The following is a 19,286-nucleotide window of genomic DNA, read 5'->3' as shown; positions in this document are numbered from 1 at the left end:
TAGCTATACTTAAAAATATGGTTGAATAGTTGTTAATAATAGTGTATAATTATTAATCTTTTCTCAGTATTTTTACTATGGCTCTTTCTAAATTTCTCGATCCAAAATTGGACCTAACATTTAAAAAAATATTTGGTACTGAGAGAAATAAGAATATTCTTATTCATTTTTTGAACGATATTTTAGGATGTACTGAAGTCAACACTATACAAGAAGTAGAATTCTTAAGCACCATTATGGACCCTGAAATTGCTTCTGATAAACAAAGCATTGTTGATGTTCTTTGCAGGGATTCTAGTGGGAACAGGTATATAATTGAGATGCAGCTCACTCGTGATAAAGGCTTTGAAAAACGTGCACAACTTTATGCTGCTAAGGCTTACTCAAGACAAGCTGATAAATCTGGTAAATACGTTGATTTAAAGAAGATTTTCTTTATCGCGATTTCAAATTGTACCTTATTCCCTGATAAGCTTGACTATATATCTAGCCATACCATAAGAGATGAGAAAACCAATGAACATGACTTAAAAGATTTTCAATTTATCTTCATAGAGCTGCCAAAATTTCCTAAGAGTAGAGCAGAACAACTAGAAAGTGTAGTAGACCGTTGGCTATTTTTTTTCAAATATGCAGATGAAACAACGGACGAAGATCTCAGAAAAATTGCGGAAAAATCACCAATAATAAAGCTAGCATATGATGAATTAGATAAGTTTCACTGGAATGAAAAAGATCTAATAGCTTATGAAGAAAGAATAATGGATCTGCGCAAAGAAGAAGCCATTCTTGAATACAGACTTGATCTTGCTAAAGAGGAAGGTAGAAAAGAGAGGGAAATTGAAGTCGCAAAGAATCTACTTAAAGCAGGTGTTTCTTTTAATATTATAGCTCAAACTACTGGTCTTTCTATGAGTGAGATCAAAGAATTGCAGAATTAAGTGTGAATGGTTACGAAAAATATAAGTTTTTGCGATAAACGACATAGTGATGTATTTGTTGTTCAGCATGTCAGTGGAATATTTTCTGAAAAATTTCCACATAACTCTTTCAGATTTCATAATATCTCTTGCCACTCATCTGAACAGATACCCATTTTGGAGGGATACCAATAATAGTTGTGAGCGGTACAAGTTTAGTCCATATACCTTCCAAGCATAACACGCTCACGAAACTTTAATGCGATAGCTTGGTTTCTACTAAAAGACAGCATTATGCCAAGTGCGATGCTCGAAGATAAAAGAGAAGAACCACCATAGCTAAGTAGTGGCAGGGTTATGCCGGTGGTTGGAAAAACACTCAATGTTACCCCTATGTTTATTATGAATTGTGTGATGAATTGAATTGAGATACCGAGAATCACTAACAGATTAAATAATTCATTTTCCCTATATGCAACGTAAAGCAAGCGGGCGGAAATGATACCAAATAACATCAATGTGGCTAAGCACGTAATCAAACCAAATTCTTCTGCTAAAACAGAAAACACAAAATCTGTATGACAATCAGGAAGAGAGGCTTTTACGCTACCTTCACCAGGTCCAACTCCAGTTAATTGACCTCTTTTAAATGCTTCTAATGATTTTGTGACTTGAAAGTTATCGCGCTGCGCAAAAAAGACAAAATTGTAAATCCTTTGCTTTATATGCGGGAGACATAAGTAAGCCGTGGTAATTCCAGTTGTGACCACTCCTATTATACATAGAAAGTATAAAAATGGTATACATGCAATAAACATTTGACCAATAAAAGAATATGTTAAAAGCATGGACATACTGAAATCAGGTTGCAAAAGTAACAACACAAAAACTAACAGAAATATTATGATTGATATGTGCATTTTAAACCTCATTTCGCTGGCCAAGATACTAGCTATAACAACAGAAAAAAATGGCCTTACGAACTCAGATGGTTGAACAGAAATTTTGACAATATGTAACCATCGTTTCGCACCTTTTACCTCTATACCAAGTATTATCGCAATTGCTACTAGAATAGTAAATAAAATGAAACCTGCGAATGAGAGGTTAAGTATAGTTCTTGTGTTGAGAAAAGAAAATGTCACCAAGGTAATTAGTGACAGGACTATATAAATTGTATGGCGCCGTATAAAATAATCCTGTGGCAGAAAAAGACGCTGCGCAATTACAGGGCTTGCTGAATAAACAAGAATGAAGCTTATAGTGAGCAAAAAAAACACTGGAAGGATGAGATAATAATCCAGCGTTCTATACCAGAGTTTAATATTCATTTTGTTCCAATGTGTAATGCCACTATTCCATAGCTCATATTATGAAACTCAACATTCTTAAAGCCTACCTCTTCAATTTCCATTTTAAAATCAGCCTGAGTTGGAAACTCTCTAATGCTCCTCACTAAATATTCATAAGAACTCTTGTCTTTAGCAACTATGCTGCCAATTTTAGGAATTACTTTAAATGAATATAAGTCATAAAGTTTGGTAAATATCTCATTTTGATAGTGCATAGGGGCAAATTCTAAGCAGATAAATTTCCCATGTGGTTTTAATACCCTGTGCGCCTCATTTAAAGCCTTCTTGCGGTCAGAAACATTTCGAATGCCAAAAGCTATTGTGCAATAATCAAATTCGGAGTCTTCAAATGGTAAACTTTCTGCACTTGCACATACCCAATCAAAATTAATTTGGTTTGAATTTATAGCTTTATCACGTCCTCTGCTTAGCATGTTTTGATTTATATCGCATACTGTAACCTTAGCACTTGGCTCTTTTCTTACTACTCTTATTGCTATATCTCCAGTTCCTCCAGCAACATCTAAAACCTTAGAGTTTTTTGTAAAATGCACACTATTTACCATCTTATCTTTCCATAATCTGTGCATTCCGAGGCTCATTATATCATTCATGGTGTCGTAGCGACTTGCCACGGAATCGAATACCTCTTTAACTAATTGTGATTTCTTCTTGATTTTTATAGTAGACATTACGTAAAGTCGCTCAACTCCTTTATAATTAGTAAAAATTAATTTGAATTAACACAAATGTCAACGACAGGCCTTGAGCCTGTTAAAATCTTCTTCAGCGTGGTATGATGACCGAGTTAGTGGGCTTGATGCAACCACTAAGAAACCTTTGGAGTAAGCAATGTATTTATAATGCTCAAACTCTTCTGGGGTAACATACCTATCAAGTTTTGCATGTTTTGGAGTTGGTTGTAGATATTGACCAATTGTAATAAAATCAACCTCAGCACTGCGCAAATCGTCCATAACCTGCAGTATTTCCTCTTTTGTTTCTCCAAGACCAACCATAAGCCCTGACTTTGTGAAAACTTTAGGATTAATCTGCTTTACCATCTTCAGTAAATATAGTGAATGAAAATAGCGAGCTCGTGGTCTTATTTTTGCATACAATCTCGGCACTGTTTCAATATTGTGGTTATAGACATCAGGTGATGCAACAGCGATTGCTTCAAATGCTCCTTTCTTATTTAAAAAATCAGGAGTTAAAATCTCTATTGTTGTTTCTGAAGTTATCTTTCTAATTTCTTCTATGCACTGTATAAACTGATTTGCGCCACCATCTGGCAAATCATCACGATCAACGGAAGTAATGACAACATGTTTTAAGTTTAACTTTTTTATTGCTTTTGCTAAATTTTCTGGTTCATGAGGATCTAGTTTATCAGGAATGCCAGTTGCAACGTTGCAAAATGCACAAGCACGAGTGCAAACAGAACCGAGAATCATCACAGTAGCATGACGTTTATTCCAACATTCACCAATGTTTGGACATGCAGCCTCTTCGCACACTGTATGCAAGTTATGCAGTTTAACGATGTTTAAGGTCTCATTGAATACTTCACCGGTCGGAGCTTTTGCTCTGAGCCATTGAGGTTTGCTATGCATCTGAAACTGCTAACTCTACCTCTTGCTTTACTAAAACTTTTTTCAACCTTCTTTTTATCTTCTGCGCTTTCTCACTTAGTTTAATCGTTCTTGTGTTGAGCAAAAAAGCATCTAAATCACCTTTGTAATCTATAGTTCTCAAAGTTCTTGTTGCCACACGAAATCTAAACTTTTTATTCAATATATCACTTGTCAACGTAACCTTATGTAAATTTAAAAGAAAGGTACGCTTTGTTTTACGATTCGAATGTGATACCTTATTACCAAAAGATTTTTTTCTATTTGTTAATTCACAAACTCTACTCACTTCAATATACCAAATTATTCTATGTACTTAGATTACCTTATATAGTCAAATAGTCAATACTCTCTTGCTTAATTTTTATACCATATACTGCTTTATAACCAAAAAATATCGTAATTTTTTCTATTATAAGAGAAATCATATGCTGAATTTCCAATGCTTTACTGCCATTTGTTACTACCAGATGCAATACACCCGAATTTATATTCTGTGCATATGAGATCTTTTTCGGTTTTGTACACTCTGCTATTTCTTTCCCTACTATATTTCGCCAGTTTAAAATAAGACGTATTTCATTTTTACTAATCTTATTTTTCATGCATTTTAATGCATAGTTTTCAATTATAGACTTTAATTTTTTTGGACCGCTACGTTTGAGCATTTTTCTGTTTTTTTAGTAGGTAGATAATATAAAAGTATACATATAACTTGAGATTTTGTCATTACTGCTACATGTTTGTGAGATACCGTGACGGTATGACCATAATCGTCACTCCGCAACGCATATTGCATAGTCGTCATTCCGCGGCGTGTTCGCGGAATCTAGCTCTGGTCACGCTACTTAGATGACAACCTTCTAACTGCTTTACAAAGGCTCTACCCTCTGGCCTCACACCGTAAAAGCAGTATTTTTATGCAAAACTTATCTCAACGTAGCACTTGTCAAGATCGTTCCATTCAAAAATTTTTGTTTTGCCTCATAATTAACCTTATAGCTGTTTTAATTGTAATTGGTTAAATTATTATTAACTTGCCAGGCTAGATCCAAAAAATAGCATAATCAATATGCAAATTGCAATAGAAATCACGTTTGCGTATGGTTTATTGCTATGCAGTTAATCTTTCCTCAATCCAAGCTGCTTGAATAGCTTCGAGTATTTTTTCGTTACAGCGTTTTTCATCATCATCAAATTCCTCTAAACTCAATACCTTTTTTTTAAGCTCAGTGAATCTGATACTAATTATATTCTCATTTGGAAATTTTTCCTCCAGAGCTTCCACAATATCTTCTATATCAAGCCATTTCATACTTTTTTGTATTTATCTGCTAAGTTAAATTGGTGCCCATGGGGAGACTTGAACTCCCAAGGTCGCAAAACCCACGGATTTTAAGTCCGCTGCGTCTACCGATTCCGCCACACGGGCTTTTTTTATCTATCTAGAGTAAAACTCTACTACTAAATTGACTTCCATGTCTGCTGAATAAGGAACCTCAGAATATTGAGGTGACCTCAAATACTTCACTGAATGCTCTTTACTATCTGCTTCTAAATAATCCGGAGCCTTGCGCTCTTGTTTTTGTTCAGCCTCTACTACTACAGGGATTTTTGCTGCCCTTTCTCTTATTTTTATTATATCACCTGGCTTCACTCGATAACTCGATATGTTAACCACCTTATCATTAACTGTAACGTGCTTGTGAGATATGAGCTGCTTTGCTGAGTAAATTGTTGGAACAAGACCAGAGTGGTATAAAACAGAACTTAATCTCGATTCTAAGATACCGATAAAATTATCAGCCGTATAACCCTTTCTGTTATAAGCATCTAAAAATGTACGTCTGAGCTGCTTACTTGAAATCGCATAGTAAAACTTAAATTTCTTATGCGCAGCAAACTGCTTACCAAAGTCGGATAACTTCTTGAATCCAAGAATACCATGTTGACCTGGAGGGTATTTCCTTTTGTTTACTGGGTCTTTAGCTCTACCCCATAAATTTACACCAAGTCTACGGCTAATCCTATACTTTCTAGTGATAACAGTTGTCATATAAAAACTCTCACGATTTAACTTTAGATTATTAAGGATTTTAGCACTCAGTGTCAACTTGTTTTTGCTGATATAATCTTTTATACTTCATTTTTAAGTTTTTCTATTAACACATGAATCATTCACATTTAAAATCTATGGCAAACGCCATCCGTTTTTTATCAATTGATGCAGTACAAAAAGCAAACTCTGGACACCCAGGTATGCCACTTGGCATGGCAGATGTTGCAACTGTTTTGTTTGCTAAATATCTGAATCATAATCCTGATGATTCTAAATGGTTCAATAGAGATCGCTTTGTTTTATCAAACGGCCATGGGTCAATGTTACTATATTCAATATTATATTTGACGGGTTATATTAGCATAGATGAGCTAAAAAACTTCAGGCAAATGGGATCCAAGACCCCAGGTCATCCAGAGTTCGGCTTGACTTCCGGGGTAGAGGCAACAACAGGCCCGCTCGGTCAGGGGTTTGCCGCTGCTGTTGGCATGGCACTTGCTGAATCAATCCTTAAAAAGCAATTCAGAATCAATCACTACACTTACGTGATGCTAGGGGATGGCTGTCTTATGGAAGGAATAAGCCATGAAGCAGCATCACTTGCTGGGCATCTTAAATTGAATAAGCTTATAGCTCTTTTTGATGATAATGATATTTCTATAGATGGCGCTACTTGCCTTTCCTGTTCTGACGATGTAGAGAAACGCTTCTTAGCGTATGGATGGAATGTTGACAAAATTGATGGCCACGATTTTGATGCCATATCCCTTGCAATAGAGCAAGCAAAAAAGTCTGGTAAACCTACAATGATCTGCTGCAAAACCATTATCGGAAAATTTTCAAGCCGTGCTGGCACATCCTCTGCTCACAGTGGTGCTTTTTCGGAGGAAGACATAAAACAGATGAGAGAGAAATTAAACTGGAATTATGAACCATTCCATGTACCAGAAGATGTGAAAAATGCCTGGAAGAAAACTGTTGAGAGAGCAAAACAAAACTACACGATGTCATTCCAGCGCGTGACGCTGGAATCCAGAGAAAAAAATGAAGAACTAAAAAGAAGACTTGATAAGCGTTTGCCGGATAATATCGCTGGTGTTTTAGCTGACCTGAAGAAACAAATATGTGAGCTAATGCCAAACGAAGCTACTCGATCTTCTTTTGGTAGGGTAATGGAACTTTTAACACAACATATGCCGGAATTAATCGGCGGTTCTGCTGATCTTACCGGGTCAAATTGCACTAAATATAAGCACATGCAGGTAATAAATAGCAATAATTATAGTGGCTCTTATGTCCACTATGGAGTGAGAGAGCACGCTATGGCAGCATGTATGAATGGTATGGCACTTCACGGCGCGATTCTTCCTTATGGCGGCACTTTTTTGGTATTTTCCGACTATTGTCGTCCTGCTATACGTCTTTCAGCTCTGATGAAGCAGCAGGTTATGTATGTCATGACTCACGACTCAATTGGAGTGGGAGAAGATGGCCCAACTCATCAGCCAATAGAGCATTTAGCCTCTTTGCGTGCTATACCAAATCTATATGTTTTTAGGCCAGCCGATGCAGTTGAAACTCTGGAGTGTGTTAGCATTGCACTCGAAAAGAAAGAATCTCCAGCACTGTTTGCGCTCTCAAGGCAAAACGTAAGTTACATGCGCAAGTTCTACTCTGATATCGATCAATCTGCTAATTTATCGAAGTTTGGTGCATATATTTTGTGTGAATGTTCAAAAGAATTAAAAGTGACAATATTTGCTGCGGGGTCCGAGGTTGAAATTGCAGTTGAAGCAAGGGAGAAATTGCAGGAAAAAGGCATAGGTACAAGGATTGTTTCTATGCCATGCTGGAGGCTTTTTGACGAGCAAAGCGATGAATATAAAGCGGCAATATTAAATAATGACAGCATTAAAGTTGCAATTGAAGCCGGAAGTGAAATGGGTTGGCATAAATATATAGGTTCAAACGGTATATTTATTGGCATGAAAAGCTTCGGAGAATCAGCACCTTATAAAACACTTTATGAGCATTTTAATATCAGCGCCGATCATGTGGTAAAATGTGTGTGCGAGAAGCTGGTTTACATTCAGTAGACTTCTTGCATAACCATATGAAAGCCCACTCTTCTTTGTCATTCCAGCGCGTGACGTTATTTCCATCCAAGATGGTGTCATTCCAGTGCTCCTTTTTTTGTCATCCCAGTGCGTGACACTGGGATCTAGCCTTTATTATTTGGTTGAAATTAAGTCTTCTGGATCCCAATGTCAGCTACTTTCATGACATCATCATAAAGTAAAATGAGATCCCAGTGCGTGACACTGGGATAACAGGAGAAGGAGGCTACTTAGAGAGGATGTCATTCCAGCACTTGACACTGGAATCCAGTTTTCCATCCAAGACGGTGTCATCCCAGTGCTTGACACTGGGATGACACCTTTTCCGGTAGAAGATCACTATCAAATCACATTGCTCTGGTCATTATGATCACCATTATTTTGTTCAACTGATTGATCGACCCCAGGTGAAGAAGAATCATCATAAGGTTGTGTGTCAGACTTTTCTTCGTCAGACCCAAACAACCATGAAAAAAAACCACCAAAAAATGATGCAATTAATGAAAAAGGCTTCATAAGTATACTAAACAAACTACCAAAAAAAGAGCTCGGCTGTTCTTCTGTTTGTGCAGGTTCTGTGGAAGCAACAGGACCTACATCGTTGTCTTGTACATCAGTTCCTTGTTCTGCACTGGTGGTGCTGGTTTGTCCTCCCTTATTTTGTGTAGATCCAGTAGGTTGACTACCGTTGCTTACACCAGTTCCTTGTTCTGCACTGGTGGTGCTGGTTTTTTCCCCTTCTTTGCTATTATCTGATTGTAGTTCAGTATCATCACCTACTCGTTTTTCTTCCTCTTGACCCCCTTCACTATCTGTCGATGACTCATCCACTGAACCATCATCAGATTCTTCTGCGGGTTGCAATAGAGTTTTTATTTTGTCATCAGTGGCTAAATCGAAAGGAGTGTCTCCATTTTTATCTTTTTTATTAACATCTGCTCCTGCTCTTATTAGATCCTCTACTATTTCTTGGTTGTTATCTTGAGCAGCCAAATGTAGAGGAGTCTTTTTTTCATATTTATCTTCTATATTAACATCGATTCCTTCTGCTCCCAGTAGAGCGTTCAATACATTTATATCTATGTTGTCCTTTTTAAGAACAGAATGTAAAGGAGTATCTTTATTCTTATCTGCTAAATTAACATCAATTCCCTCTTTTCTAAGTAGAGCGTTCAATACATTTATATCTATGTTGCCCTTTTTAAGAACAGAATGTAAAGGAGTATCTTTATTCTTATCTGCTAAATTAACATCGATTCCATCTTTTCCCAATAGGGATTCTACTACCTCTTCATGGCTATTTTTAGCAGCACAATGTAGAGGAGTCTTTCCATCTTGATCTGTTGCATTAACACTTGCTCCTTGATTTATTAGATCGTTTACTGTATCGATATCACCTCTTCCAGCAGCCTTAAGTAATTCATCTGTGTTTTGTAATAGAGTTCGTATGTCTTGAGTAGTGGCTAAATCTAAAGGAGTGTCTCCATTTTCATCTTCTGCATCAACATTTGCCCCTTTGTCCAATAGAGCTTCTACTACATCTTTATGGACCTCTTTAGCAGCCCGATGTAAAGGAGTGCTGTCATATTTATCTTGTGCATTAACATTGATCCCATTTACGTTCAGTAGGGCTTCTACTACATCTTTATGGCCCTTTTTAGCAGCGACGTGTAAAGGAGTCTCTCTTGTGTCATTTTGTGCATTAACATTTGCCCCTTTCCCTAATAGATCTTTTACTGCTTCCAAGTTGCCAAGCCTAGCAGCCAGATGTAAAGAGCTCTTGCAATATTCAGCTTCTTTTTCTTGTAATAGAGTCAACACATCACGTTCCATAGAATAATTGACACCATCAACATATGCTCCATTATCTAATAGAACTTCTACTATATTAAAATGATTATTTTTAGCAGCCCAATATAAAGGAGTATACAAATCTTCAACTGCGTTAACGTTTGCTCCTTCACTTATTAGACGCTTTACTTCATTAATATCACCACTTTTAGCAGCCTCAAGTAAAGCAGCATTTTGTGGAACTTGGCTTTCTTCTTCATCATTTTGCAATACTGGACTAGCATTATCTGTTTTTCCTGCATTTTCTAATAGAGTTTTTATTTCTTCTGCCTTAGTGTAAAGGAGTCTTTCCATCTTTATCTTGTGCATTAACATCGATCCCTTTTACTTTCAGTAGGGCATCTACTGCATCTTTACGGCCATGTGCAACAGCCCAATGTAAAGGAGTCTTTTTATCTTGACCTACTGCATTAACATCTGCCCCATTATCCAATAGATCTTTTACTATCTCTGCATCGCCATTCGTAGCAGCATAATGTAAAGGAGTCATGTTATATTCATCTACTGCATTAACCTCAGCTCCTTCACTTATTAGACGCTTTACTTTATTAGTATTACCTTTTATAACAGCAGAAAACCAATCATTATTTATACTTTGTAAATTACTCATCCCATACCTCCTGTAAAACTATATTGTTATGATAAAGTCGTTAATAATCTATGAGCTCTCACCCCCTGTAAAATTATATTATCATGATAAAGTCATTAATAACCCATGAGCTCTGGATCACGCAAATAATGGTTATTCCCTGTGTTTTTCAGTACATTTGAGCTGGCTGTACATAAGAATTGCAATTGTAGAGCATGCTATTGTTAATAGTAAATTTGGTAAAATACCATAGCGAAAAAATTTTCCTACTATATATATTCCAATAGCCCCAAATATCATATTGCAGAATGAGAGGACTGCACTACCAAGCCCTATACCTTTGATCGTTTCTAAAGCAGAAGTTACGTTATTGCTTATTATTAATGCAAGTCCGATATTGGCTGGAATCCAAACAGTTTGAAGAATTAATATATTTAACTTGTCCGCGAAATAAAAATATACCAATAAACTATCGGATATTATCGGTAACACCAAACCTATTATTAGCATTTTGCTAACCCCTACTTTTGGTACATACCTTCTATTAATTAAAGTTCCAATTATGTAAAATATGACTATGATCGATATGAGGTAGCCAAAATACTGTACTTCAATGCCCATCGATTCAAATATGAACGGGTAGTTAGCAATGTATGCCCAAAGCCACATGAAAGTTAATCCATGAATGGCTGAAAACCCAAGGAAACGATAATTTCTAAATATTGATATATATTGCTTGAAGATATTAGTAGTTATGTTAGTTATACTGGTTTCATTTTTATTTACAGTGAGTGTTTCTTGTAACTTAAAGTAGATAAAAATAAGTATAGCAATTGCTGCGAGTGACATAATAAAAAACAAAAATTTCCAATGATAACCATGTGAAATTATATAACTGCCCACCACTGGAGCTATTCCAGGTGAGAGTGCCACAACCATATTTAATTTTGAAATTACTCTCGAGTATTCACTACCCGAGTACATATCCCTTATTGCTGCATACCCAACAACACCTGCAACACCAGCCCCTGTTCCTTGTATGAAGCGAATTAGTATCAAGAGCGCAATACTGTCGGCTATATAACACATGACACTTGCCAAAGTAAAAATTGTCATACCAATCAGCATCATTGGACGCCTACCATAATGGTCCGATAATGGACCATAAATTAATCCAGACACCGCAAATCCAACTAGATCCAAGCTAATTGTAAGCTGCACTACACTGCCTTCTACTTTAAAATAATTGGCAATGCTTGGTAGTGCAACTGAGTATAGGTCAGTTGCCATATCGACAATTGCTACAGACAATATCATAATAAGAGAGATGATATTTTGCGAAAGAGCTGTTTTCACTTAATGATTTATTGGTAAATATGCTTAATTATAATGTATTTTTTTCATTAGTATAAGTACAATGTTACATAGTAAACGATGTCATTCGAGTAGCGGACACTGAAATCTTAAGCTAAAATCATGAAAAGCACGAATTTCAATATTTTACCTTTGATTATTCACTTTAAGCTTTAAGTCTTCAACAGAAGATGCATTTGCCTCACTTACTACCTTTAGTGGTTCACCAAGGCTATGTTCGACTTTTGTCTCAAATTTAAAGCCCAATTTTTCGCAAAGCTTCTGAAAATATTCAACAATAACATCAAACAAATTCTTACCACTTACTTTGTAGTTTTTTAGCTCTTTAGGAATGGTAAGAAGTACTTTACCATCTTCATATGTTACATTTTTATCTTCACATTTCAGTTTAAATTCCGCTGAACTGCAAAAACCTGGTGTTTCGATATATGTATAATCATCATAGTTAAGCATTTTTGTATATTTCATGCTAAAACTAAGCTTTATACAATTGGGTTCACGACAATCCATAATATACTCTCTTGTCATACAGTTGCTTTGCATTGACAAATGAAAAGATCCAAGAGCTTGACTCATATCATTAGGAAGAAAATGAGTATATCCGCCCTGATAATAGTTATTTATTAACTCCTCAATAATAGAGTTATTGGGAATTGTTGCACCAACGTGTTTAAACATTTCTGTAAAAATTTGTCTGAGAAATGGACGATAATTCCCTTTTCCGTTTTCATCCCGTAGAATTAGATTTTTATGTTTTGAATACAGATTGTTAATAAATTCGTTAGTTATTTTTTGTCCGTTAATAGCAAGGCCGTGTGTTCTATTAAGATCCTTATATGTTCCCTCACCAGAAATTACTTCGTCCCAAGTGTTAGCTTTGAAATCAGCATATTTGAGCTTCTTCACTTCAGCTTTCAACGCATTGACCATTTCCTTTGACATGTTATATCTCTACCATTAATACCTGTATATTAATTCTAGCACTTACTTTATTAAATTTCAATTACTAAATGAATTTATCACTTTCACTTCCGTATTTTCCAGCGAGTCACCGTAAGTCACTGCTTTTAGGTAAAACTTTTTTCCCCTTTGCACTTCGAAAGATATTATTGAATCATCAAGTAGAACAAATTTTTCACCTGCAGTGTGCTGATACTCTTTAGTACCTTCTTGTCCTCTGATTAGGTTACTAAGCTTATATTTATTTTTATCTATAAGTTCAGCACTCTGGAATTTTATTACCTCTTTTCCGATTAATGCTGAATTTGAATCGATAATTCCTAGCAGCTTACCAAAACGTAGCACTACTATAAGCCCCTCGTCGGTAGATTCCATTACATATCCGTAAGTAGACTGCTTGTTTGTGCTTGCAATAGGCTTATAATCCTTATCGTTGTACGAAATAAAGAGTGTTGCTCCCTTCCAATTCTTTTCCTCACTAATTAAAGTAAAGCTTGCACTATTACCTTTAATATCCGGTAAATCTATCATTTCTACGATGGTTTTGCTAATGTGAGAGGGAGGGTATTCCTTCAGCATAAGTGACCTTGTTGAAGGAAAAGAAAGCTTATATATAGAGTGATCATAACCAACGCCAATTACTTGAATGGACATGCTTTCGAATTTTGTTTTTATAATTCTCACCGTATGCTTTTTCTCACCGTCTAAAATCGTTATTACATCACTTGGCACAAGCCACGCATATTTTATCGGCAGCTTGAAATTGTATATATTTCTCTCTTGCCACGAAGAATAAAGTAAAACCTCAGCTATATTTTGCGCCTCTCCCTCCTCCATAATGAGCGGTATTTCAACTGTTATAGCAGCGCCTTGCTTTGGCAACTCAGCATATTTAACATCAATTGGATAGCCAAAATTGCGATTAAAATAAACGACGTTAACTTTATTGTTTAAATCTAATTGACTGATATTAGCAAGTTTTGAATTATTACTGAAAACCATTTCACCAATTGGTATTCCAGTCGTAACTCCCCTGCCCTTTTGGACAAATTTCAGTTTAGAGTCCTGTTCAACCACATCAAAAAAATAGCAACTTTGCAGCATTTTAATAATTGAACGTACGGGTTGCTGGTCGTTTATCACATACCCAGACAATAACCCTTTGACGTTGCTTGTATCGAACTGATCGCTTTTTAAACCTGTTTTTTGTAACAGATCCGATAAAACATCGGAAATATTAAGTTGTGAAAGCTTTCCCTGAATCCAATGTCCTGTTTGCCAGTTATGGCAGTCAGCCCACACATCACATAAATTGGGAAAGTAAGGAAATGGCCTTGCATCCCATGCCCAGAGAAACATTTTTTCTACCATTTCTGAGCTTTGCCACTTTTTTAGCGTTCCTTCAATTGCAATTTTTTGCGAAAGAAAGCTCACCTCTCCGTTTGAATATCGTGGATATTTGCTCTCTATGCTGCCTTTGTCAACAAACACATTTGGCTCATTAGTGCAGCCGTTCATACTGGGAAATCCATACTCAGTAAACCATATTTTTTTCATCTTTGGTTGCCATTTCGTTTTGCTACCGTCAGGATTTGTGTGAGTTTCACTCCACCATTTCTCTATATTTTTCCACGCATACCTGCTGTCGTTATACTTTACTCTTTCAGGCTCACCCTTTGAGTAATCATAGAAATAATCATACCCCACTCCACTGCTCCAACCACCCATTACATCTTCCGCAGAATAGCCAAAAGGAGGCTCTGGACCATCAGTCAGTGGAAAATAAGCATCTATGCCAACAACGTCGATGTACTCTGAAGACCACAGTTCATCCATATTATACCAACCATCATATGAATGGTATTCACTCCAATCAGCAGCGTAAGTTACCGTTACTTCTTTTCCAAGCTGAAGTTTTATTCGCTTTGCAAGCTTGACCAGCTCTATAACGGCAGGGTAATTCCCTTGTTCATCCCTGATTTTGGTAAGTTGCGCAAATTCAGAACCAATGATAAACCCTTCCACTTTAGTTTGTTTGGCAATGCTTGCATAATGCTCTATAAATTTGTTGTACTGATTCTTAAAAAAATCACTTATATCTTCAGGAGTCCCGCTCAACCTTCCTCGCCACTCTTTGTTCTTTGTATCAAGTAAGGGCATTGGATAGAGCATCACCTTGTAGCCTCTGCTGTGTAGCTCTTCTATATATCTTATCAACGCTGCATCACTAACTGTGCCACCATACCTTGGGTTTCCACTCGCATCTTTTGAAATTAGCTGAGCATTATCTCTGGTTACACCCCCTACTTGCCAATCATCAGGTAATATTGCGGAATCATCTTGAAATTCAACTGCAGGATATATTTTACAATCTTTAATGTTCAGATCATTCACAAACCAATTGACTACTACCGATACCCACTCAACATTTGGTAAATCTCCCTTTAATTGATCCAAAGAAAGCATTGCATCGCTCTTTTTAGTGTGGTTGTTGTGATTTACCCTTTGCGCCAGCCCATATGGGATATATTGGTTGCTGCTTATTTTCTCTTGCGCGATTTTCTTCTGTATTTTTGTATCATATACAAACTCTCCTGAGCCTGGTATTATATTGATATTCCGAATATTTTTTGCTACTGAAAATTCATTTGACTTTACTGCAGTTTGCACTTCAAACGTAAATACCGGAACATGATTATTATAGTCTGCTAAAGGAAAATTCTTGATGACTATGTAAGATATTCCCCTATAAGCCGGCACATTCCCCTCTCCTTCAATTGATGACATAAATGGATCAGGATTTTGGTCTTCTCTGCCGCTGTAAAAAGTATAATCTATTTCATCAAAGCTAAGTGATGTTGTATCTGCCCAGATTCTGTTTAATTTTTCTACTTTCCCCTTGCAGATCGCAATTGCAAGCGTTGCATAGTAATTATATGTAACGTTCATACCTCTTCCAATTTTACTTTTGGTGGTTATCGCCTCTTCTTTTATTGGCTGTGCCCAAATAATATTCCCTGCAACACGAGCAGTGCCATAGATAATTGGGATCGTTCTGCCGTAGGTTGAGGTTTGAACTTGCAGATTTTTTAGCCTTGCCCCATGCGTTACTTTTTGCTCGGCTTCAAGGCCGAACATTGCCCCATCTAGCTGTGCACCAAGAAGAGCACCAAGTTCTGAGCCGATAATCCGGCCAATTGGCCCAAAAATGCTGCCTGCTTGACCGAAAATTGATGATAAAATTATTGTAGACATGATAATCCTCCTTTTTGTTTCTATAGTTAATGTAGGCTCTACGTCATGCCGCCGCGAATAGATCCCGCTAACAAGCAGCGGGATGACGAGCTTATCGTTATGCCGCCGCGAACCGTCATACCGCGATTCATTCGCGGTATCTCTTAGCATAGATTCCGCTAACTAGTAGCGGAATGACGAATTTGTCGTTTTACAGCCACTTGGATAACAATTTGCCACTAAATAGTAGGAAATTCAGCAGCTTACAATGAATAATTGAAGTTTTTAATCAGGAAAAATACATGAGTAAATCATGTAGCTATAATCATTGTAAGCAACAATAAGAAAGTGCGGAAGTAGAAATTTGAGTTGACAAAATAAGAAAAAATATAGTATATTAATAATATTGATATTAACTTAAACTAATTATGCCAGCAGTAGTAAATACACCAGACAACATACAAAGACCGTCAAAATTAAAAAAAGCAAAAGAAATTCTGCTAGCTCCTGTAAGGTGGCTAATCATAGGTTTATCTGTAGTACTTTTGATAATATTTGTTATTTCTTTCCTGGTGTTTCTCTCAATCGCCAATGTATTGAGTAAGCTATATCTTTTTGCAGGAGGCAAAGCACCAGAATGGTTAGAGCAAAGAGCTGAAGCATTTATGGAGGCAGCACGTATTCCACAAACAACGCATGATACTGATGTAAATGATGCAATTAATATTAACGTTCAAAAGCTAAAAGAAAACTACGGTGAGCCTGATATTGATGATAAGTTTATAGAGGAAATAGAAGGATTTATTGATCAGTTAGAGTGCATAGCAAATGGCACACAAAAAGCTGCAGATAAAGATCAACTTACAGAAGATGAGAAAAAACATGCACTTGAGTGCTTGAAGCGTATAAAAAATAACCCTGGTACACATAGTGGAAGCGGGTTAACATTGAAGCAAGTTTTAAATTTAGTTTGGAAGGCTTGCAACGATCAAACTAGAGCAAATAATATAGCTATTAATACCCGCATATCACAGAGAAAATATCAACTGGTTAAACATTTAGTAGAATCGCAAACAGAATACGGAGTGCGTGGTGGTCGTGGTTCAAGTGCATGTTTTACTGGCACCTTCAACAGTATTGTCTCTTCCTTGTACACTTTTGAAGAGTTTTCCTTCTTGCAAAAAGCAGATAAGAATACTATAAAGCAGGAATTTGAAAATGAGCTGCAAAAAAAGGGAGAAGAACTATTTAATCAGCTTTCCAATGATAAAGAAAAAAAAGAAGTTGCAGAAGCTTTAAGTAATCCTTCTACAAATTTCTTTTCAAGCTATGTAGAGTCATTTAAAAACCACTCTGCACGTGCAGTTTTAGGTGATAAAGAATGCGACAAATTAGTTAAAACTCATTTTAGTAATCTTCAGTACAATAAAACAATATCACGCTTTACCTAAAGTAATCACTTAACTAACGGCAAAGTGATACCATGCTGATTCATATATTTTCCTTTCATATCATCATATGATTTCTCACACTCACTTTCGCCGCTTAAAAATACGAATTGGCATGCGCCTTCATTAGCGTAAATTTTCGCGGGAAGCGGAGTGGTGTTTGAGAATTCGAGTGTGACATGACCTTCCCATCCAGGTTCTAAGGGAGTAACGTTTACTATAATTCCACATCTTGCGTAAGTTGATTTACCAACACAAATGACCAGTACATTCCTTGGTATACGAAAATATTCCACTGTACTTGCAAGCACAAAGCTATTTGGTGGAATTATGCATACGTCTGTTTCTTTATCTATAAAACTATTCTCAGAAAAATTTTTAGGGTCCACGATGGCTGAATTAACGTTAGTAAAAATTTTAAATTTATTATCCACTCTTGCATCGTAACCGTAAGATGATAGTCCGAAAGATATAACACCTTTGCTGCTTTTGTGATTCACAAAAGGCTCTATCATTCCAAAGTTTTCAGCTTTTTCTCTTATCCATTTATCTGGCATAACTGCCATAACTGTTCCTTAAAGTTGTGTAATACTTACAATAATATAAAATAAAATTTAAATGTAAACTGTAGCTTTTGTCATGCAATTAAAGCTTTTCAGTTTGATGTTTTGTTACAATAATTAGATTTATGTTCTTAACTAAAAATAATGCTTAGAAACTTTCTCCTGATTTTTGTATTCGTATTATTCACGCCGCCGTCAAATGCTGATGCCAGGAAATACATCAGAATTGTTGGATCTTCAACTGTTTTTCCTTTTATCTCGTTTATAGCCGAGGAGTTCAATCGTGTATTCCCTTTTAAGACTCCAGTTGTGGAATCAATAGGAAGTGGATCAGGGTTCAAAATGTTTTGCTCAGGAATAGGGGAAGACACGCCAGACATCACCACTTCATCTCGCCCTATGAAGGAAGTAGAAAGAGAACTATGTAAAAGAAATAAAATTAATGAAGTGATAGAGATCATCATTGGCTATGATGGAATTGTCATTGCAAATTCAAATCAAAGCCATAGATTTGATTTCACAAAGAAGGACTTATTTGAAACTTTATCTGCATATTCTCAAGAAAATGATAAATTAGTAAAAAATAATAAGAAGTTTTGGTCTGATGTAAATCAAGCCTTACCAAAAACAGAAATTGAAATTTATGGTCCACATCAAAATACAGGCACATACGAAACTTTGGTTAATTCTATTATGCTTGATCAATATTCATGCATGAACTCGAGAATTTTCAAAGAGAATTATAAAGATCAGGAAGAAAGAAAGCAAGCATGTGGTAATATAAGGAATGACGGAAGGTATATAGAAGTTGGAATTAATGAAAACATAATAATACAAAAATTGAAAAGTAACAAGAACGCTTTAGGGATATTTAGTTTTAGCTTTTTAATGAGGAATCAAGATAAAATACAAGGGAGCACAATTGCAGGAATTGAGCCAACTTACGAAAATATATCATCGGGAAAATATATATTAGCAAGACCTCTATACCTTTATATAAAGAAAGAACACCTGGATACTGTTGATGGATTAAGAGAATTCATAAAAGAAATTATAGATTCGATCGGCATTGAAGATGGGTATCTATCTAGGCTTGGTCTAATCCCACTTTCAAGTGAAGACATGAAAAAAGCTTCAGCAAAAGTTTATGATATAACGTGACGGTCTTTTATATTCTTTGTCCCA

Annotated in this window: 18 protein-coding genes and 1 tRNA gene; 5 read left to right on the top strand and 14 right to left on the bottom strand. The window is 36.2% G+C overall.

Annotated features, from left to right (window positions below):
* The first annotated feature begins 77 nt into the window (after positions 1-77).
* A complete protein-coding gene (locus tag OPR28_RS00690; protein ID WP_265023279.1) occupies positions 78-941 on the top strand; it encodes an Rpn family recombination-promoting nuclease/putative transposase in 864 nt (287 codons plus the stop codon).
* Positions 942-1,135: 194 nt separating this feature from the next.
* Here the strand turns inward: OPR28_RS00690 and OPR28_RS00685 are convergent, their stop codons facing one another.
* The 8 genes from OPR28_RS00685 to rpsD form a co-directional block, all read right to left on the bottom strand.
* Positions 1,136-2,251, bottom strand: coding sequence for an FtsW/RodA/SpoVE family cell cycle protein (locus tag OPR28_RS00685; RefSeq protein ID WP_209472889.1), 1,116 nt, complete (start codon positions 2,249-2,251; stop codon positions 1,136-1,138).
* Positions 2,248-2,964, bottom strand: a complete 717-nt coding sequence (gene ubiE, locus OPR28_RS00680; RefSeq protein ID WP_265023278.1) for a bifunctional demethylmenaquinone methyltransferase/2-methoxy-6-polyprenyl-1,4-benzoquinol methylase UbiE — start codon at positions 2,962-2,964, stop codon at positions 2,248-2,250. Before ubiE ends, OPR28_RS00685 begins: the two co-directional genes overlap by 4 nt.
* Before the next feature lie 60 nt (positions 2,965-3,024).
* A complete protein-coding gene (lipA, locus tag OPR28_RS00675) occupies positions 3,025-3,888 on the bottom strand; it encodes a lipoyl synthase (protein WP_010082514.1) in 864 nt (287 codons plus the stop codon).
* Positions 3,881-4,195, bottom strand: coding sequence for a 50S ribosomal protein L28 (gene rpmB, locus OPR28_RS00670; RefSeq protein WP_006279619.1), 315 nt, complete (start codon positions 4,193-4,195; stop codon positions 3,881-3,883). The genes lipA and rpmB overlap by 8 nt, the downstream gene beginning before the upstream one ends.
* Before the next feature lie 37 nt (positions 4,196-4,232).
* Positions 4,233-4,574 carry a DUF721 domain-containing protein gene (locus OPR28_RS00665; protein ID WP_010082513.1) on the bottom strand — a complete coding sequence of 114 codons (342 nt, stop codon included), beginning with the start codon at positions 4,572-4,574 and terminating at the stop codon, positions 4,233-4,235.
* Between the two features lie 446 nt (positions 4,575-5,020).
* Positions 5,021-5,221: a Fe-S cluster assembly protein IscX gene (iscX, locus tag OPR28_RS00660; RefSeq protein ID WP_007552114.1), complete on the bottom strand. Its 201-nt coding sequence runs from the start codon at positions 5,219-5,221 to the stop codon at positions 5,021-5,023.
* Positions 5,222-5,251: 30 nt separating this feature from the next.
* Positions 5,252-5,338: transfer RNA gene (locus tag OPR28_RS00655), tRNA-Leu, on the bottom strand.
* Positions 5,339-5,347: 9 nt separating this feature from the next.
* The gene (gene rpsD / locus OPR28_RS00650) at positions 5,348-5,962 is read right to left on the bottom strand and encodes a 30S ribosomal protein S4 (protein WP_010962555.1); all 615 of its coding nucleotides are present in this window, start codon (positions 5,960-5,962) and stop codon (positions 5,348-5,350) included.
* A gap of 113 nt (positions 5,963-6,075) precedes the next feature.
* Between rpsD and tkt the strand changes: the two genes are divergently transcribed.
* Positions 6,076-8,061, top strand: coding sequence for a transketolase (gene tkt, locus OPR28_RS00645; protein WP_265023277.1), 1,986 nt, complete (start codon positions 6,076-6,078; stop codon positions 8,059-8,061).
* A gap of 215 nt (positions 8,062-8,276) precedes the next feature.
* Complete coding sequence (locus tag OPR28_RS00640) at positions 8,277-8,399, top strand: hypothetical protein (RefSeq protein ID WP_264724113.1); 123 nt, start codon at positions 8,277-8,279, stop codon at positions 8,397-8,399.
* A gap of 25 nt (positions 8,400-8,424) precedes the next feature.
* Here the strand turns inward: OPR28_RS00640 and OPR28_RS00635 are convergent, their stop codons facing one another.
* The 5 genes from OPR28_RS00635 to OPR28_RS00615 all read right to left on the bottom strand — a co-directional run bounded on the left by OPR28_RS00635 (position 8,425) and on the right by OPR28_RS00615 (position 16,111).
* Positions 8,425-10,242 (bottom strand): ankyrin repeat domain-containing protein, encoded by a 1,818-nt coding sequence (locus tag OPR28_RS00635; RefSeq protein ID WP_265023276.1) that lies wholly within the window; start codon positions 10,240-10,242, stop codon positions 8,425-8,427.
* Positions 10,205-10,543 (bottom strand): ankyrin repeat domain-containing protein, encoded by a 339-nt coding sequence (locus tag OPR28_RS00630; RefSeq protein ID WP_265023275.1) that lies wholly within the window; start codon positions 10,541-10,543, stop codon positions 10,205-10,207. Before OPR28_RS00630 ends, OPR28_RS00635 begins: the two co-directional genes overlap by 38 nt.
* A gap of 132 nt (positions 10,544-10,675) precedes the next feature.
* Positions 10,676-11,878 (bottom strand): multidrug effflux MFS transporter, encoded by a 1,203-nt coding sequence (locus OPR28_RS00625; protein ID WP_458694390.1) that lies wholly within the window; start codon positions 11,876-11,878, stop codon positions 10,676-10,678.
* Positions 11,879-12,022: 144 nt separating this feature from the next.
* Positions 12,023-12,838: a hypothetical protein gene (locus OPR28_RS00620; protein ID WP_213862945.1), complete on the bottom strand. Its 816-nt coding sequence runs from the start codon at positions 12,836-12,838 to the stop codon at positions 12,023-12,025.
* 57 nt (positions 12,839-12,895) lie between these two features.
* Positions 12,896-16,111, bottom strand: a complete 3,216-nt coding sequence (locus tag OPR28_RS00615) for a glycoside hydrolase/phage tail family protein (protein WP_265023274.1) — start codon at positions 16,109-16,111, stop codon at positions 12,896-12,898.
* 407 nt (positions 16,112-16,518) lie between these two features.
* On the opposite strand from OPR28_RS00615, the gene OPR28_RS00610 reads away from it, so the two are divergent.
* Positions 16,519-17,541 carry a hypothetical protein gene (locus OPR28_RS00610; protein ID WP_141456986.1) on the top strand — a complete coding sequence of 341 codons (1,023 nt, stop codon included), beginning with the start codon at positions 16,519-16,521 and terminating at the stop codon, positions 17,539-17,541.
* 5 nt (positions 17,542-17,546) lie between these two features.
* Here the strand turns inward: OPR28_RS00610 and dcd are convergent, their stop codons facing one another.
* A complete protein-coding gene (gene dcd, locus OPR28_RS00605) occupies positions 17,547-18,104 on the bottom strand; it encodes a dCTP deaminase (protein WP_006280485.1) in 558 nt (185 codons plus the stop codon).
* Between the two features lie 141 nt (positions 18,105-18,245).
* Between dcd and OPR28_RS00600 the strand changes: the two genes are divergently transcribed.
* Positions 18,246-19,262, top strand: a complete 1,017-nt coding sequence (locus OPR28_RS00600; protein WP_265023273.1) for a substrate-binding domain-containing protein — start codon at positions 18,246-18,248, stop codon at positions 19,260-19,262.
* Positions 19,263-19,286 lie beyond the last annotated feature (24 nt).

Source organism: Wolbachia endosymbiont (group A) of Epistrophe grossularia (genome assembly GCF_947251435.1).
Classification (GTDB): Bacteria; Pseudomonadota; Alphaproteobacteria; order Rickettsiales; family Anaplasmataceae; genus Wolbachia; species Wolbachia pipientis.
This window is presented reverse-complemented; position numbering and strand designations above follow the sequence as displayed.

Bases quoted from the DNA above. Each gene is read 5' to 3' on its own strand.
- OPR28_RS00690 (WP_265023279.1), top strand. From the start codon at position 78: ATGGCTCTTTCTAAATTTCTCGATCCAAAATTGGACCTAACATTTAAA.
- OPR28_RS00685 (WP_209472889.1), bottom strand. From the start codon at position 2,251: ATGAATATTAAACTCTGGTATAGAACGCTGGATTATTATCTCATCCTT.
- ubiE (WP_265023278.1), bottom strand. From the start codon at position 2,964: ATGTCTACTATAAAAATCAAGAAGAAATCACAATTAGTTAAAGAGGTA.
- lipA (WP_010082514.1), bottom strand. From the start codon at position 3,888: ATGCATAGCAAACCTCAATGGCTCAGAGCAAAAGCTCCGACCGGTGAA.
- OPR28_RS00665 (WP_010082513.1), bottom strand. From the start codon at position 4,574: ATGCTCAAACGTAGCGGTCCAAAAAAATTAAAGTCTATAATTGAAAAC.
- iscX (WP_007552114.1), bottom strand. From the start codon at position 5,221: ATGAAATGGCTTGATATAGAAGATATTGTGGAAGCTCTGGAGGAAAAA.
- rpsD (WP_010962555.1), bottom strand. From the start codon at position 5,962: ATGACAACTGTTATCACTAGAAAGTATAGGATTAGCCGTAGACTTGGT.
- tkt (WP_265023277.1), top strand. From the start codon at position 6,076: ATGAATCATTCACATTTAAAATCTATGGCAAACGCCATCCGTTTTTTA.
- OPR28_RS00635 (WP_265023276.1), bottom strand. From the start codon at position 10,242: ATGCACAAGATAAAGATGGAAAGACTCCTTTACACTAAGGCAGAAGAA.
- OPR28_RS00630 (WP_265023275.1), bottom strand. From the start codon at position 10,543: ATGAGTAATTTACAAAGTATAAATAATGATTGGTTTTCTGCTGTTATA.
- OPR28_RS00620 (WP_213862945.1), bottom strand. From the start codon at position 12,838: ATGTCAAAGGAAATGGTCAATGCGTTGAAAGCTGAAGTGAAGAAGCTC.
- OPR28_RS00615 (WP_265023274.1), bottom strand. From the start codon at position 16,111: ATGTCTACAATAATTTTATCATCAATTTTCGGTCAAGCAGGCAGCATT.
- OPR28_RS00610 (WP_141456986.1), top strand. From the start codon at position 16,519: ATGCCAGCAGTAGTAAATACACCAGACAACATACAAAGACCGTCAAAA.
- dcd (WP_006280485.1), bottom strand. From the start codon at position 18,104: ATGGCAGTTATGCCAGATAAATGGATAAGAGAAAAAGCTGAAAACTTT.
- OPR28_RS00600 (WP_265023273.1), top strand. From the start codon at position 18,246: ATGCTTAGAAACTTTCTCCTGATTTTTGTATTCGTATTATTCACGCCG.